This is a genomic window from Mycolicibacterium diernhoferi (assembly GCF_019456655.1).
Taxonomy (GTDB): domain Bacteria; phylum Actinomycetota; class Actinomycetes; order Mycobacteriales; family Mycobacteriaceae; genus Mycobacterium; species Mycobacterium diernhoferi.
On sequence record NZ_CP080332.1, the window covers coordinates 5,942,846 to 5,958,080 of the forward strand.

17 protein-coding genes are annotated in these 15,235 nt (G+C 67.6%); 5 read left to right on the forward strand and 12 right to left on the reverse strand.

What is annotated here, in order from left to right; all coding sequences use genetic code 11:
- Positions 1-2: 2 nt before the first annotated feature.
- Genes K0O62_RS28310 through K0O62_RS28320 form a run of 3 tightly spaced genes read right to left on the reverse strand, consistent with a single transcriptional unit; the run spans position 3 to position 3,625 of the window.
- Positions 3-1,667 carry a nitric oxide reductase activation protein NorD gene (locus tag K0O62_RS28310; RefSeq protein WP_073859766.1) on the reverse strand — a complete coding sequence of 555 codons (1,665 nt, stop codon included), beginning with the start codon at positions 1,665-1,667 and terminating at the stop codon, positions 3-5.
- Complete coding sequence (locus K0O62_RS28315; RefSeq protein ID WP_073859768.1) at positions 1,664-2,455, reverse strand: CbbQ/NirQ/NorQ/GpvN family protein; 792 nt, start codon at positions 2,453-2,455, stop codon at positions 1,664-1,666. The genes K0O62_RS28310 and K0O62_RS28315 overlap by 4 nt, the downstream gene beginning before the upstream one ends.
- On the reverse strand, positions 2,456-3,625 hold the full coding sequence (locus tag K0O62_RS28320) for a spirocyclase AveC family protein (protein WP_073859769.1): 1,170 nt from the start codon (positions 3,623-3,625) through the stop codon (positions 2,456-2,458). It abuts the gene before it with no gap.
- 70 nt (positions 3,626-3,695) lie between these two features.
- Here K0O62_RS28320 and K0O62_RS28325 point away from each other — a divergent pair, with 70 nt between their 5' ends.
- The 4 genes from K0O62_RS28325 to K0O62_RS28340 all read left to right on the forward strand — a co-directional run bounded on the left by K0O62_RS28325 (position 3,696) and on the right by K0O62_RS28340 (position 7,090).
- On the forward strand, positions 3,696-4,298 hold the full coding sequence (locus tag K0O62_RS28325; RefSeq protein WP_073859770.1) for a TetR/AcrR family transcriptional regulator: 603 nt from the start codon (positions 3,696-3,698) through the stop codon (positions 4,296-4,298).
- A gap of 73 nt (positions 4,299-4,371) precedes the next feature.
- The gene (locus tag K0O62_RS28330; protein WP_073859771.1) at positions 4,372-5,772 is read left to right on the forward strand and encodes an aldehyde dehydrogenase; all 1,401 of its coding nucleotides are present in this window, start codon (positions 4,372-4,374) and stop codon (positions 5,770-5,772) included.
- 4 nt (positions 5,773-5,776) lie between these two features.
- A complete protein-coding gene (locus tag K0O62_RS28335; RefSeq protein WP_073859772.1) occupies positions 5,777-6,643 on the forward strand; it encodes an SDR family NAD(P)-dependent oxidoreductase in 867 nt (288 codons plus the stop codon).
- 123 nt (positions 6,644-6,766) lie between these two features.
- Complete coding sequence (locus tag K0O62_RS28340) at positions 6,767-7,090, forward strand: hypothetical protein (protein ID WP_073859774.1); 324 nt, start codon at positions 6,767-6,769, stop codon at positions 7,088-7,090.
- Here K0O62_RS28340 and K0O62_RS28345 read toward each other — a convergent pair.
- Positions 7,087-8,073, reverse strand: a complete 987-nt coding sequence (locus K0O62_RS28345) for an IS481 family transposase (protein WP_220045507.1) — start codon at positions 8,071-8,073, stop codon at positions 7,087-7,089. The genes K0O62_RS28340 and K0O62_RS28345 overlap by 4 nt on opposite strands.
- Before the next feature lie 298 nt (positions 8,074-8,371).
- On the opposite strand from K0O62_RS28345, the gene K0O62_RS28350 reads away from it, so the two are divergent.
- The gene (locus K0O62_RS28350) at positions 8,372-8,857 is read left to right on the forward strand and encodes a DUF1942 domain-containing protein (protein ID WP_234818513.1); all 486 of its coding nucleotides are present in this window, start codon (positions 8,372-8,374) and stop codon (positions 8,855-8,857) included.
- 5 nt (positions 8,858-8,862) lie between these two features.
- Here K0O62_RS28350 and K0O62_RS28355 read toward each other — a convergent pair whose 3' ends face one another.
- From K0O62_RS28355 to K0O62_RS28390, 8 genes are all read right to left on the reverse strand, one after another.
- The gene (locus K0O62_RS28355; RefSeq protein ID WP_073858527.1) at positions 8,863-9,714 is read right to left on the reverse strand and encodes a TauD/TfdA dioxygenase family protein; all 852 of its coding nucleotides are present in this window, start codon (positions 9,712-9,714) and stop codon (positions 8,863-8,865) included.
- A gap of 13 nt (positions 9,715-9,727) precedes the next feature.
- Positions 9,728-10,063: a hypothetical protein gene (locus K0O62_RS28360; RefSeq protein WP_073858526.1), complete on the reverse strand. Its 336-nt coding sequence runs from the start codon at positions 10,061-10,063 to the stop codon at positions 9,728-9,730.
- On the reverse strand, positions 10,063-11,313 hold the full coding sequence (locus K0O62_RS28365) for an aromatic ring-hydroxylating oxygenase subunit alpha (RefSeq protein ID WP_073858525.1): 1,251 nt from the start codon (positions 11,311-11,313) through the stop codon (positions 10,063-10,065). Before K0O62_RS28365 ends, K0O62_RS28360 begins: the two co-directional genes overlap by 1 nt.
- The gene (locus K0O62_RS28370; protein ID WP_073858524.1) at positions 11,314-12,057 is read right to left on the reverse strand and encodes an SDR family NAD(P)-dependent oxidoreductase; all 744 of its coding nucleotides are present in this window, start codon (positions 12,055-12,057) and stop codon (positions 11,314-11,316) included.
- 10 nt (positions 12,058-12,067) lie between these two features.
- Positions 12,068-13,081, reverse strand: a complete 1,014-nt coding sequence (locus K0O62_RS28375) for a ferredoxin--NADP reductase (protein WP_073858523.1) — start codon at positions 13,079-13,081, stop codon at positions 12,068-12,070.
- 73 nt (positions 13,082-13,154) lie between these two features.
- Positions 13,155-13,607, reverse strand: coding sequence for a MarR family winged helix-turn-helix transcriptional regulator (locus K0O62_RS28380; protein WP_073858522.1), 453 nt, complete (start codon positions 13,605-13,607; stop codon positions 13,155-13,157).
- 35 nt (positions 13,608-13,642) lie between these two features.
- Positions 13,643-14,917, reverse strand: a complete 1,275-nt coding sequence (locus K0O62_RS28385; RefSeq protein WP_073858521.1) for a metal-dependent hydrolase family protein — start codon at positions 14,915-14,917, stop codon at positions 13,643-13,645.
- Positions 14,914-15,234: a hypothetical protein gene (locus tag K0O62_RS28390; RefSeq protein WP_073858520.1), complete on the reverse strand. Its 321-nt coding sequence runs from the start codon at positions 15,232-15,234 to the stop codon at positions 14,914-14,916. The genes K0O62_RS28385 and K0O62_RS28390 overlap by 4 nt, the downstream gene beginning before the upstream one ends.
- Between the last annotated feature and the right edge of the window lies 1 nt (position 15,235).

Consider the following 15,235-nt stretch of genomic DNA (forward strand, 5'->3'; position numbering starts at 1 on the left):
GGTTAGCGCTGCGGCGCGGCCAGCTCGGCAAGGGCCGTCAGGAACAGCTCGTCCATGCGACCGCTGAGGTCGGCCAGCTCGGTGCCGGTGGCGTTGCACGCCGAACCGAAGACCCGTTCCAGGGCGTCACCGGTGATCCCGGCACCGATGGTCAGGCACAGGCAGGCCACGCCGTCGGCGCGCAGTTCCTCCAGGGCGCGGCGGGCGTCGGCCTCGGCGTAGCGGCCCTCGTAGCCGTCGTCGTAGGGGTGCCCGTCCGACAGCACGAGCAGCAGCCGGTTGGGGGTGCCCGCTTCGGTTTTCAGGATCTGTCCGGCCCCGCGGATCGCGGCACCGAGCCGGGTGTAGCCAGACGGCCGCAGCTGGTTGAGCCGGGCCCGGGCCAGTGCCCCGAACCGCTGCCCGAAGGTCTTGATGGCCGGGAGGTGGACGGCGTGGCGGCCCTGGGACCGGAAACCGTACACCGCGACCCGGTCGCCGAGCTCCTCCAGGGTGGCCGCCAGCACCGCGGCCGCGCGGCACTGGTGCTCGTGCACGGCCAGGCCCGCCGGGTCCTCGTCGGTGGCCGACCCGGAGGCATCGACCAGGATGAGCACCCCCAGATTGCGTTCCAGCTTGCGGCGTTCCAGATAGATGTTCTCCGCCGCGGAGTGCCCGGAGCGCAGGTCCACCCACATCGAGATGAGCGCCTCGGTGTCCAGCTCGTCGCCGTCGGCGCGGCCGCGCAACCGGCGCGGGCCCAACCCGATCCGGGACAGCCGCCGGCGCAGCACCGGATCCTGGGGCACCTCGGCGGCCGAGACGTCGACGGTGGTGGTCAACGGGTAGTCGATGACGCGGCACCAGTCGGGCCGGTACCGGTCGCCGTACACATCCCATTCCGGGTAGCGGGCCCCCCCGACGCCGACCGCGGCGCCGGGTTTGTCGTTGTCGGTGAACTGGATTCGGGTCGGCATCGGGCGCGCGTTCACCCCGACATCCTGGGCCTTGCGCACCGATCCCAGCCGGAGTTCCCCGCCGGCCTGGTTCTCCCCCGAGGCCCGCGCGCCGCCGAGCAGCTTGCGCAGCAGGTCGGACATCAGCTGGGAGTTCAGCGGGGATTCGAACAGTTTGAGGATCTTGCTCTGTTCGCCGGGCTCATCGTCCTCGTCCTCGTCCGAACCGTCCTCCCCCACGGGGAGGTCGGCGTTGACGTCGAACCGCACCCGCACATCCGGTTCGGTGCCGGACACCGCGCCGAGCAGGGCGCCCGGTTTGAGGACGCCGAACCAGTCCGGGGCGTCCGGGATACGGCGGCGGGACCGGGCCAGCGCCAGGGACTCGGCGCTGGACGAACTCAGCGCGTCCGCGTCGTGCAGCCCAGCGGCCAGCGGTAGCCGCGCCGCCAGGTCACCCAGCACCCGGTGCCCCTCGCAGGCCAGGTAGCGCCGCGCGATCGCGGCCCGGGCCCGCAGCGGTTTCACGTACTGCGGTGCCAGGCTGCCCGCGCCGAGAAGTGCGCTCTGCAGCAGCATTTCCCGGCGCTGCTGCTCCGCAGCGGCTCCGGCGCTGACGTAGACGACCTGCCCGTCGGTGTAGGCCGGTTGGCCGGCCGGGGCTGCGGCGACGTCTATCGACCGGCCCGCCAAGAAGGTGGCGAGCAGCCGCAGCCGGTCCGGTTCGGTCACGCCCGTGGTAGCACGGCGTCGACGAGTTCGCCGAGCGCCCGCACGACGTCTGCGTCGTCGGAGAGCACCAGCACCATCGCCGCCTGCACCGCACTGCGCAGGTTCAGGCCCTCGGCGACCAGGCCGGCGGTCAGGATCAGCATGCGGGTGGAGGCCACTTCCCGCAATGGCGAGCCGTCGAGGTTTCGGATGGTGTTCGCCAGCCGCACCAGGATGTCCGCGGTCGACGGATCGACACCGGCTTCCCGGGCCACCACCTCACGCTCGACATCGGGCGGCGGGAAACCGAGTTCGATGGCGATGAAGCGTTGGCGCGTCGATTCCTTCAGGCTCTTCAGCACACTCTGGTAGCCCGGGTTGTACGAGATCACCAGCTGAAAGCCCTCCGCCGCAGGCAAAGTGATACCGAGTCGGTCGACGGGGAGTTCGCGGCGGTGATCGGCGAGCGGATGGATCACCACGGTGGTGTCCTGGCGGGCCTCGACCACCTCGTCGAGGTAGAAGATCGCACCCTCGCGCACCGCCCGGGTCAACGGGCCGTCCACCCAGACGGTTTCGCCGCCCTTGAGCAGGAACCGTCCCACCAGGTCGGCCGAGGTCATGTCCTCGTGGCCGGCGACGGTGATGAGGTCACGCCCGAGTTCATGGGCCATGGCCTCCACGAACCGGGTCTTGCCGCACCCGGTCGGCCCCTTGAGCAGCACCGGCGCGCCGCGGCGGGCGGCCGCGTGGAAGACCTCGACCTCATCGTTGACCGCCCGGTAGAACGGCGCCTGCAGGGTCAACACTCATTCACTCCGCTCGTGCGGCACGACGGTCGGCATCTCCACACCCTCGGGCAGGACGAACTGACCGTCTTGGTTCACATAGCCCGAATGCTTGCTCGGGATGGGCAGCGCGGGATCCGGGCAGGGCCGGTCGGTGCCCTCCCCGCACAGACCCGAGGTGAAGTACGAACGCTTCATGACGTCCTCCGGCCACGGGTCGGCCTGCACGGCCCAGAACTGCGCGGGGATGATGTAGAAGACGAAGAACGAGGCGCTGACCGCGGAGAAGATGGCCAGGAACCGGGTCAGCTGCTGGACGGCGAAGCCGCCGCGGACGTTGTCCAGGCCCTTCTCCACGACCGTGCGGCCGCGGTCATCGGTGAAGAAGCGCAGGCAGCACAGCGCGGCCTGCACTCCGCCCCACATGAGCCCCTCGTAGACGGGCCACTGGTAGTAGGTGCCGGCGTTTATCGACAGCGACTGGACGGCGCCGGGGAAGGTGTACATCCCCAGCGGCATCAGGATGAGGCCTTCCATCACGAAGTCGAAGACGAATCCCCAGGCGAACGCGACGCCGATCAGGCCCTTGGTGCTGATGTTGGGCCAACGCTTCTGTGCTTTGCGCATGATCCAGCAACCCAGGATGGTGCACAGCAGCACCCCGAATGCGTAGCCGGAGACGTTGATGCCCAGGGGTTCTGCGACCTGAGCGCCCGGCTTCTCGGGGGACAGCCAGCCCGGGACGTGCGGAGCCCAGGAGCCCATGTTGAACGCCCAGGCGTTGTAGGTGCACCAGGTGTTGATGTAGTTGAGCAGCGGGTCCTGGAAGAAGAACAGCCCCGTGCAGACCATGAGCATGCCGTCGAGGGTGATCCGGCGTTCGCGGCGCCAGGGCCGGATGAGGAACCACCAGATGGCGACCGGGAACAGCACCGGCGATCCGATCTGCCACATCATCAGGGCGATCTTCATGAAGGTCGGCGGTTCGGTGGGGCCGGGGTCGACCGGGGTGAAGTAGGGGCCGGTGATCCACCGGATCCACACATAGGTCTGCAGCAACAGGATGGCGCCGCCGATCACCGCCAGGAATTTGACCCGGTTCGATGTCGGACGCCCAGCCTCACCGGGTATCCCGGCGCTACTCAGGGATTCGGTGACCGTGGGCTTGCTCTGATTGGACAGCTCACTCATAGCCCGGAAAGATACCACCAAGTATCTGAGTAACCCTAGGGGTTCTCGGATTCTGTGCCAGAATGGCGCCATGGTCGAGAAGTGGACGCGGGAACGGCGCCTGGAACGCACCCGTTCACTGCTGCTCGACGCCGCCGAAGAAGTCTTCGCCGACAAGGGTTTCGCGCCGGCCAGCCTCGACGACATCGCGCGCGCCGCCGGCTACACCAAGGGTGCGATCTACAAGCACTTCGCCACCAAGGAAGACCTCTTCTTCGCCGTCAGCGATCGCTACTGGCGCCGGTATTTCGACAACTTCGCCGACGTGTTGTCCACCTCGACCGAGGTCGGCGCACCCGAACTCGACGCCATCGCTGCGCGCTGGCGTCAGCTCAGCCTGGACCGCGGCGCCGAGCACAGCGCACTGGGGATGGAGTTCACCCTCTACCTGCAGCGCAACCCCGACGCGCGCGAGCGGGTCGCCGGAAAACGCTCCGAAGTCGTTGAGGCACTGAGCAATTTCATCGTCGACGGGCTGGAACGCATCGGAGCGACACTGCTCATCCCGCCGCTGACCTTTGCCCAGGTGCTCGTCGCCACCAGCGATTCGGTGGTGCTCGGCAGCCAGCTCGACGACGTCGACCTGTACCGGCCGGTCGTCGAGATGTACCTGTCGGCGATCAAGCTGAGCTGACGCACCCGGCCGCGACCCCGGTGTATATGCTCGACCCCAATTAGCAAGTAGTTGATACACAGAGTGGGTCGGTATGGATCAGGTGCTGGAACTGGTGTCACCGCACACCGAGGAACTGCTGGCCGAAGTGCCGGTGTCCACCCCCGAGCAGATCGATTCCGCCGTCGCCACGGCCCGCGCCGCCGTCGACTCCGGGCCCTGGCCGTTGCTGGACCCGACCGAGCGCATCGCGGTCATCCGGCGGTTCCTGGACGCCTACCAGGCCCGCGGCGGCGAGGTGGCCGAGCTCATCACCGCCGAGATCGGCGCGCCCATCAGCTTCGCGAAGCGCGCCCAGGTCGGCCTGCCCACCGCGATGATCGGGGCGTTTTGCGCAACCGCGCAGGCCTACCCGTGGCATGAGACCCGCCCCGGCTTCTTCGGATCCGACATCCACATCCGGCGCGAACCGGTCGGCGTGGTCGCCGCGATCGTGCCGTGGAACATGCCGCAGTTCCTCACCATCGCCAAGGTCGTGCCCGCGCTGCTCGCCGGCTGCGCGGTGATCGTCAAACCGTCGCCGGAAACCTCGCTGGACGCGACCCTGCTGGTCGAGATGCTCAACGAGGCGGGGCTGCCGCCCGGGGTGCTCTCGGTGTTGCCCGGCGGCGTATCGGTCGGTGAGCGTCTGGTCGGGCACCCTGGCGTCGACAAGGTGTCCTTCACCGGTTCCACCGCGGCGGGCAAGGCCGTCGCCGCGGCGTGCGCCACCAACCTCACCAAGGTGAGCCTGGAACTGGGCGGCAAGTCGGCGGCCATCGTCCTGGACGACGCCGCCCCGGCCGCCGTGGCCGCCGGGGTGCGGTCGGCCAGCCTGTCCAACAGCGGCCAGATCTGTAATGCCTTGACCCGCATCCTGGTTCCCGCGGCCCGGCAACAGGAGTTCGTCGATGCGCTGGCCGCCGAACTGGACGGGATCACCCTCGGTGACCCCACCGATCCGGGTACCCAAATGGGTCCGCTGGTCAGTCGGCGTCAGCAGCAGCGGGTGCTCGACTACATCCGGATCGGCCAGGCCGAAGGGGCACGGCTGGTGACCGGCGGCGATGGGCTGCCCGACGGGATCGATCGCGGATATTACGTGCGCCCGACGTTGTTCGCCGATGCCGACAACTCGATGCGCATCGCGCGGGAGGAGATCTTCGGGCCGGTACTCACCGTCATCGGCTACCGGGACGCGGCCGATGCCGTCGCGATCGCCAACGACTCCGATTACGGTCTCGCCGGTTCGGTGTGGACCGCCGACACCACCCGCGGACTGGGCGTTGCCGCTCAGATCAAGACCGGCACCTTCGGGGTGAATCAGGGGTACACCATGGATCCGTTCGCGCCCTTCGGTGGTGTCAAGGGCAGCGGTTACGGCCGGGAACTCGGCCGCGAGGGCCTGGAGGGCTACCTCGACACCAAGTCAATCGCTGTTACGTCAGGAGTGTGATCGCTTGTCCGTCCTCAGTTTCGATGGTCGCGTCGTCGTGGTGACCGGCGCCGGTGGCGGCCTCGGCCGCTGCCACGCCCTCGAATTCGCCCGCCGCGGAGCCCATGTCGTGGTCAACGACGTGGGCGCCGCGGTGGACGGCACCGGCCCGGCCACCTCGGCCGCACAAGCCGTGGTCGACGAGATCACCGCCGGGGGCGGCTCCGCGGTGGCCAACACCGATTCGGTGGCCACCGAGGCGGGCGGGCAGGGCATCATCGGCACCGCCGTCGAGGCCTTCGGCAAGGTGGACGTGCTGGTCAACAACGCCGGCATCCTGCGCGACGCCGCGTTCAAGAACATGACCGCCGAGCAGGTCGACGCAGTGATCGACGTGCACCTGCGGGGCGCGTTCAACGTCACCCGGGCGGCCTGGCCGGTGTTGCGCGAGCAGAACTACGGACGCATCGTCATGACCACCTCGGGCTCGGGCCTGTTCGGGACGTTCGGCCAGTCCAACTACGGGGCCGCCAAGACCGGGCTGGTCGGGTTGATGAACGTGCTGGCGATCGAGGGACAGCGCAACAACATTCTGGTCAACGCGATCTCCCCGATCGCCCGGACCCGGATGACCGAGAACACCATGACCGAGTTGGTGAAGGACCTCGATCCCGAGGACGTCACCCCGGTGGTCGTCTACCTCGGCCACGAGACCTGCGAGCGCACCGCCAACATCTACCGGGTCGGCGGCAAGCACGTGTCCCGGGTGTTCATCGCCGAGACCGCGGGTGTGGACCTGGAGGCGGCCAGCGCCGAGGCCTTCGCCGCACATATCGACAAGATCGACGACGCGTCGAGCTTCACCATCCGGGGCGGGCCTGCCCGCGGGTGATCCGCGCCGGCCCGGGCGGCTGCGCGGCCCACGTCGAGGGCCTGGAGACAGGGGTCCCTCGTCCGATCCGGCAGGGCACAAAGGCTCTAGGCGCCCGACTGCCTTTCGCGCGACGATCGGGTCATGACCGAACCTCACGAGTCGCGGGATCAGAACACAGTGGTCACGGAGCGACGTGACAGGCCGAACACGGCCGCGGTGTGGGCCAGCTGGGTCGGCATCGTCGCCGGGGTCGTCTTCGTCGTGGCCGTGGTGTTCTTCTCCGGATTCTTCCTCGGAACGAACTCATCGAGCAGTTGCCCCGGCGGGAATCGCCAGCACGGCATGATGGAGCGGGGCCAGATGGGACCCGGCGGGATGATGGGACCCGGCGGGATGATGGGACCGCACCATCCCTGGCCCGGCCCGCAGCCCACGACGACGGCGCCCCCCACACGACGTCCCTAGTTGTACTGACCTGAGAGGTTAGGTACGCGGGTGGCAGGTGGTTCGCCGCCGAGTGCGGTGTGGCCGCGGTGGTAATTGTAGGTGTGTAGCCAGCGTGGATACTCGGCGCAGCGTTCAGCGTCGCTGGTGTAGAGCCGGGCGTAGGCCCATTCGTCGGCCAGGGTGCGGTGGAAGCGTTCGACCTTGCCGTTGGTTTGCGGCCTGTAGGGGCGGGTGCGGCGATGTTCGACGTCGCCGAGTGCGTCCCGGAAAGCGTGTGATCGGTAGCAGGAACCGTTGTCGGTCAACACTTTACGAACAGTGATCCCGCACTCGTTGAACCAGGCGTTAGCGCGTAGCCAAAACGCGGCGGCGGTCTCTTTGCGTTCATCGGTGAGCAGCTCGCTATAAACCAGTCGTGAGTGTGCATCTATCGCGGTGTGCAGAAAGTGGTAGCCGCGCACCAACCGGCGATTGCGGTGTTGGCCGGCCCCTCTGCTTGCCTGTGCGTTGCGATTGCCCACGCTGCGCCCTTGCATCCGCCATCCACCGCCGGCGGGGACCTTACCGACCTTCTTGACATCGACATGGACCAGTTCACCGACGGCTGTGGTGTTGATCCGTCGGATGACCCTGCCGGTGGGGCGGTCCAGCCAGCGCAGGCGCGCGATCCCGTAGCGGGTCAGCACCCGGTGCACAGTCGAAGGATGGATGCCTAACAGATAGCCGATCTGGGCTGGGCCCCAACGACGGATGACTCGGACCTTGATGATTCGCCGCTCGGTGCGGGTGGGTGTCTGATTGGGGCTGTGGTGCGGTCGTGAGCTGCGATCGGCCATGCCGGCCGGTCCCAGTTCGCGATACCTGCTGGCCCAACGCTGGGCAGTGGTGACCGCGACCTGAAACCGCTCGGCGGCCCGGCGCAGCGACCAGCCGTCCTCGACAACACAACGAGCCAGCCGCAGACGACCGGTTTCTGACAATGGGGCATTACGGTGGGACACGAAGACCTCCGAGAGAGTTGGTGCGTTCCTAGACAGCTCGCACTTCACTCGGAGGTCTTCTCCATGTCACCATGCCACGCCGTACCTAACGTCCGTGGTCAGTACAACTAGTCCGCCCGCTCAGGCATCGCGGGACAGCACGCTGCCGGCAGTCCTCGTCGATTAGCGAGCCTAAGCAGCACCGCCCCAATCCCGCTCGATTCCAATATCTTTCGGTTAGCGCCGCTAATCGACGGGGATGATTCTCCATATCGCGCGTAGCGTTCGCCTTGTGACTGCACGCCAATGAGGGGAGTCAATGGTGAACATCAAAAGACTGGCCGGAGCCGTCGCCGCCACCGTGCTCATGCTGAGCGTCGGGACCACCACCGCCGGGCCGGCATCGGCGGTCGACAACATCAAACCGTTCGGTGAACAGATACGGATTCTCGACAACACCGGGGCGCCGGAAATCGGCTACACGGTCATGGATCTGAGGCCGAGTTCGGATCCGATGCCGCACAAGGGCCAGTTGTACGAGGCCATGCTGACCATTCAAGCGTTCGGCGTCCAGGTCGATCCCAAGATCCGCCGGTTCAACGCGCGCGCGCAGAACTCGACGCTGTATCCGCTCCTGCAGGCTCCGGGCCTCGAAGGAATGCTGGCGCCCGGCGGGAGCGCCACGGGCAAGCTCTATTTCGATGCCGTGGGCCCCGACGTACCGTTCAGCGTCGTCTACAACGACGGCATGCGCGACATTCTCGCCTGGATCCCCGGCCCTCCCGAGGGCGGTACCCGCCCCTAGCGCCGCTACTGGATCGGTTCGTCACCGAGCACGGTGGTGCGCAACATCTCTCGCGGTGAGTTCGGCTCGTATGGGGCCGCCCGGTGCAGCACGCCCTGGTTGTCCCAGATCACGGTGTCCCCCACCGACCACGTGTGGCTGTACACCTTGTCGACGGTGGTGGAGTGGGCCAACAGTTCGTCGAGCAGAGCGCGGCCCTCGTCGAGGTCCATCCCGACGATGTAGTCCGCGGAGGCACCCAGCACCAAGGACTTCCGTCCGTTGCGGTGCGTCCAGACCAGCGGGTTCTCGTGGGTCGGGCGGGCCTTCCAGCGCTGCAACTGTTCCGGGGTCGGATCCGGGTAGACCCTCCGCTGTGAGGCCTCCAGGGAGTGCACCACCCGCAGCGCGGCGTAGCGCTCCTTCTCTCCGTCGCTGAGCGTCTCGTAGGCGGCATACGAGTTGGCGAACTCGGTCTCCCCGCCACGCGCGGCCACCTGGATCGCGGACAGCACGGTGGCCTTCTGCGGGCATTCCCCGGCCATCGGCGTGCACCCGTCGATGTGCCAGTCGAAGGTCGCCTTCAGGTATTCGGCGGCCTTGTTCTTGGTCTTGTCCAGGGTGATCGGGTAGATGCCGGACACCGGATGGTGGCCGTCGGCGGAGCGGTCGATGTCCCCGAGACGCTCGCAGAACGCCACCTGTGCCTGCGGGTCCTCGTGCAGATGCAGGTCGTGAAAGACCAGGACCCCGTTGTCCTCGAGCGCGTCGAGGACCGCGGAGGCCAGTCCGTCGTCGTGGGCCAGTGCCTCGGCGTCGACCCCGACGACCTCGGCGCCGACGGATTCGGTCAGCTTGTTGATGGTCAACACACTCATGGCGTGTCCTCTCCTAGGGCCGGGGTTCGCCGGTGCGGATCATCACCGCGTCGGCGGCGTCCACGGGGGCGGGCTGATGCATGATCTCGATCGACATCGCGACCATGATCAGTGAGTAGATGAGGTGCAGCAGATTGAGCGCATCCTCGGGCAGGTCCTCGAGGGAGAACTTGTCGCAGTACTCGATGGCGTCTTCCAGCCGCGGGAAGAACGCATCGTAGAACGCCTGCATCTCACCCATCGTGCTGGACAACCGCTGGTTCCAGCGCTCGGTTTCGGTTGGCAGACACCAGGTATCGGCGAACTCCTCCAGTTCGGCGAACGCGCTCGGGAGTCGTTTGGCGGCCATCAGGGCTGCCCCACCCAGTCGACGACGACCTTGTGCAGATGCCGGACCAGGATCTCCTGATCGTTGACCGGGAAGTCGTCGATCACGTCGTACTCGAGGGCCGCCTGGGTACCGCCGAGCATGCCGGCGTCCTGCAACGCGAACTCCTTGAGCACCACCGCGGCCACCTCGTGCTCGATGCGTTCGCGCACCGTGCGGGCCGGCTGGAAGTAGGTGAACGCCTCGAACCGGTGGGTGTTGTAGGACGTCGGCCAGTACCGGTACAGCAGGTACCAGCCGCCGTAGATCAGGATCTCCAGGTTCGGGAAGATCTGGAAGTTACTGATCCCCCACGGCTCGATTCCGCCGGGATTCAGCCCGGCCGGGAGTTCCCCGAGATCCGGTGTGCGCCACGGCCCCACCAGCCCACTCTGGGTGGCCCGCTCGATCGGGTACATGTATTCCGGTGCCAGCAGCCAGCGCCGGGTGCCGGCGGTGGAGACCAGCCGGTGCGGGCCGTCGAGCTGGAAATGCCCGCAGGTGAAGCCGGCGCCGGGATTGCGTACCTCGGCCGGCACCTGCTGGGTGTGCAGGGACGGCACGTGGTAGTACTCCTGGAAGGCGTCGGCGAAGATCTTCCAGTTGCTGTTGTTGTGCGCCTCCCAGTCATAACGCTCGGTGAGCTTGCCGAACGGGTAGTCGTCCAGGCCGGTCACCATGGGGCCGAGGAACTCCCGCAGGCTCTGGCGGGGCTGGTCATCGAAGTTGACGAACACGAAGCCGGCCCACACATCGCAGTGCACCGGCACCAGTCCGTAGTCCTTGGCGTCCAGGTCAAAATACTGGGCGTGGCCCGGGATGTGAACGAGGCTGCCGTCCAGCGCATATCGCCAGCCGCACTGCGGGCACACGAACTCGTCGACCTGGCCTGCTCCGGCTCCGGCTCCGGCTCCGGCTCCGGTGATCAGCTTGTTGCCGCGGTGCCGGCACTGGTTGTGGAATGTCCGGATCCGCTCATCCGCGCCACGCACCAGGATCAGCGCCGCGTTGACGACCTCGATCTCCTTGAGCAGGTAGCTGCCGACCTGCGGCATCTCCTCGACCCGGCACACGTTGAGCCAGGCCCGTTTGAAGACGGCCTCACGTTCACGTTCGTAGAACTCCGGGGAGATGGAGTCCCGGAATGAGATGGGCCCGGTTCCCAGCTCCGGGTAGTGCTCGGTCCAGGAGCCCTCGACCGGCTTCTCGGCTTTCGCCCATTGCGTTGTCATCTACATCACCGACCCTCCGTTGACCCCGAGCGTCTGCCCGGTGATGAATCCGGCCTCCTCCGAACAGAGGAAGCCCACCGCCGCGGCGATGTCGTGCGGGGTGCCCAGGTGCCCGACCGGGATGCTCGCGGCGATCTGCTCGTTACTCGGCAGGTGGCCGGCGGCCTGGCTGGCGTGCTGCATCGGTGTCTCGATACCCGATGGCGGAATGTTGTTGACCGTGATGCCCTTTCCGGCGTACTCCCGGGCCAAGGACTTGGTGAGGGTGAGCAGCGCCCCCTTGGACGCTGCGTAGTGCGCGGCGAACGGTGTGCCGCGCTGCGCACTCGAGGAGGAGATCATCACGATCCGGCCCCACCCGGCGGCCACCATGTCACCCAGCGCGGCCTGGCAGCAGTGGAAAGTGCCGGTCAGGTTGACCTCGACGATGCGCGTCCACTTCTCCGGGGTGATCTCGGCGAAGGGCGCGTAGTCGAACAGGCCCGCGCTGGTGACCAGGATCGAGGTCGGCCCCAGCTCACTGCGCACCTTGGCGAAGGCGTCGTCGACCGCGGCGCGGTCCGAGACGTCCCCGGTGACCGCGATCGCGGTGACGCCCTGGGCCCGCAGATCCTCACTGACCCGTTGCGCCGCATCGGCATTCAGGTCGAACACGGCGATCTTGTGACCGCGGCGCCCCAGTTCGTGGCAGGTCGCCTCGCCCATCCCGGACGCTCCGCCGGTCACCACTGCAACCCGACTCATCGGTGCTCCTCTATTCGTAGACACATCGGATGGTGCGGCTGGTGGGCAGCGCCTGGCAGGTGACGACGAGGCCCTCGGCGATCTCGTCCTCGTCGAGCACGTCGTTGTTCAGCAACCGGGCGCTGCCCTCGGTGACCTGCGCGATACACGTTCCGCAGGAACCGGTTTCACAGGAGGACGGGGCCTTCAGGCCGGCCATCCGGGCCGTCTGCAACAACGTGTGCCCGGGCCGGTAGTCGACGGTGACGACCTGGCGGTCCAGTTCGATGGTCACCTGCTCGGTGACCGCGGTGTTCTCGGTGGGCACCGGCGCCACGCTGAACCGCTCGAGGTGTACCCGATCGGCCGGGACGCCCGCGGCGCGCAAGGCGGCCTCGACGGTGTCCATGAACGGGCCGGGCCCGCAGATGTAGAAGTCCGCGCCGGCGATGTCGACCCCGGCGAGGAACTCGGTGATGCCTGCGGCGGTCAGCACGCCGCGGTCGTGGTCGAGGTGATGGGTCACGCTGAACCGCTCACCGTGCCGGCCGGCCAGGTCGGCCAGCGCGTTCTCGAAGATGATCGACCCGGCGGCCCGGTTGGCGTACAGCAGCCGGGCCCGCCCGGCCGGACCAGCCAGGGCGGTCTGGATCAGAGAGAACACCGGTGTGATCCCGCTGCCGCCGGCGAACGCCACCAGCTCTCGGTCGGTTTCGGGTCGGACGAACCGGCCGTCGGGCGGGCTGACCTCGAGCCGGTCCCCCGGCGCGGCATGGTCGTTGAGCCAGTTGGACACCACGCCGCGACCGTCCCGTTTCACGGTGACCCGCAGATCCTGCTGCAGCACCGGCGAGGACGACATCGAGTAGCAGCGGCGGTACTCCTGACCGTCGACGCTCACCCGCAGAGTGAGGAATTGGCCGGCCCGGTAACTGAACGCCGCGGCGTGTTCGGCCGGGACGTCGAGTACCAGCGACAGCGCGTCATCGGTCTCACGCACCACGTCCTTGACGCGCAGCGCGGCGAAGCCGTCGGGAAGAGTCATCCCGACGAGGTTATCAAGTACTTGTCATAGGTCTCAAGTAGTAGAGACACCCGAATTCAGCGGGGGCGGTTTTTCAGGTGTCGATGTGGTCGGCGTACAGCGTGTGCCCGGTGCCCTGCTCGACCACCCGGCTCAGCAGGCCGCGCAGCTGTTCCTGCTCCTCGCGGCTGAGCACGCCGAACACCTGGTCGTGCGCGGCGATCGCATCGCTGACGACCGCTGCGGCCACCGCGCGACCCTCCTCGGTGAGGAAGGCCTGCAGGATGCGTCCGTGCTGGGGATCCTGCTTACGCTCCACCAGTCCGCGCCGCTCCAGTGCGGTGAGCGCGAGTTGCACACCCTGCGGGCTGATCAGCAATCGGCGCGCCAGCTCGGCGCCGGACAGGCCCGGTTGATTGGTCAGCTGCCGCAGCACACCGATCTGGGCGGTGCTCACCCCATGCGGTTTGACCGCATCGTTGACCGACGTCAGGGAGAAATAGAAGGCCTGCTTGAGCAGCCACAGAATGTTGTCGGTGAGTTCCATGCCGGCTGCCCATCCCTCTAGCTCTTCCACGGCGACTAACTCTTGACGATGACGCCGTCTTTCATGACGAACCGCACGTCCAGCGTGGCGGTGATGTCCCGGGATACGTCGCCCGGTACGGCGATGATATCGGCCAGATACCCCGGGGCGAGCCGCCCCAGTTCGTGCTCGGCGTCGATGAGTTCGGCGGCCACCACCGTCGCGGACCGGATCGCCTGCATCGGGGTCATCCCGCGCGCCACCAGCGCCCCGAGTTCCTTGGCGTTCTCGCCGTGCGGGATCGCCGGGGCGTCGGTGCCGCATGCGATGCGCACCCCCGCGGCGATTGCCCTGGGCAGCATCGCCTTTGCCCGCGGGAACACCTCGAGGGCCTTCTTGCGCAGTTCGGGTGCGATCCGGTCGATCGCCATCGCATCGGTGAGATACGTCGTCGACACCAGGAACGTCCCGTGGTCGACCATCATCTGCAGGGTCTCGTCGCTGGCCAGGAACCCGTGCTCGATGCAGTCGATCCCGGCCCTGATGCAGGCCCGGATCGCGGTGTCGCCCACCGCGTGCGCGGCCACCCGCACCCCGGCCCGGTGGGCCTCGTCGGCGATCGCCTCAAACTCGGCGTCGGAGTACTGCTGGGCGCCCGGCGCGGTGCTGTGCGACATCACCCCGCCCGAGGCCGACACCTTGATCAGCTTGGCGCCGTGCCGGATCTGATAGCGCACGCAGGCGATGACATCGGGCACCCCGTTGGCGATGCCCTCGGCCACCGACAGCGGCATGATGCCCGGGGCCAGGCGCTGGAAGACGGTCGGGTCCAGGTGCCCGCCGTAGGGCGTCACGGCGTGACCGGCAGGGTAGATCCGCGGGCCGGCGTGCCAGCCCTGGTCGATGGCCCGCTGCAGGGCGACGTCGAGCAGGTAACCGCCGGTCTTCACCATCAGCCCGAGGTTGCGCACCGTGGTGAACCCGGCCTCCAGGGTGGTCCGGGCGTTCACCGCCCCGCGCAACGTCCGGTAGGCCGGGTCGTCCTGCACCCCGTGCATCGGCGTGGGCAGCCCGTCCGGGTTGCCCGGACCGCCGATGAGCAGGTTGAGTTCCATGTCCATCAGGCCGGGCAGCAGCGTGACGTCGCCCAGGTCGATCTCGGTCGCCGAATCGGGCAGCGGGCCATCGGGATTCACCGCGGTGATGCGGTTGCCCTCGATGACCACGACGGCCGGGGTATGGATCTCGCCGGTGTCCACGTCGGCCCAGCGGGCGGCTTTGAGTACAACCCGGGCGAGCGAAGCGACGGGGGAAACAACCGCGTCGCTCACGGAATGGGCTCGTAGACGCAGTCCAGGCTGGTGGCTCCCGAGTCCGGCACCCGCGGTTGCTTCCAGCATTCGACCGGGAAGGACACCGTCACCATCGAGTACAGCAGGCGCATCAGGTTCTGCACGTCCTCGGGCATGTCGTCGAGGGAGAACTTGTCGCAATAGGAGATGGCTTCCTCGGCGCGGGCGGTGATGGCGTCGTAGAAGGCCTGCATCTCATCCATGGTGCTGCCCAGGCGCTTGCTGTACCGGGCCGCCTCGTTGGGCAGGCACCAGTCCGAAAACTGTTCCAGATCAGCGAATTCCGAAGGAAACATC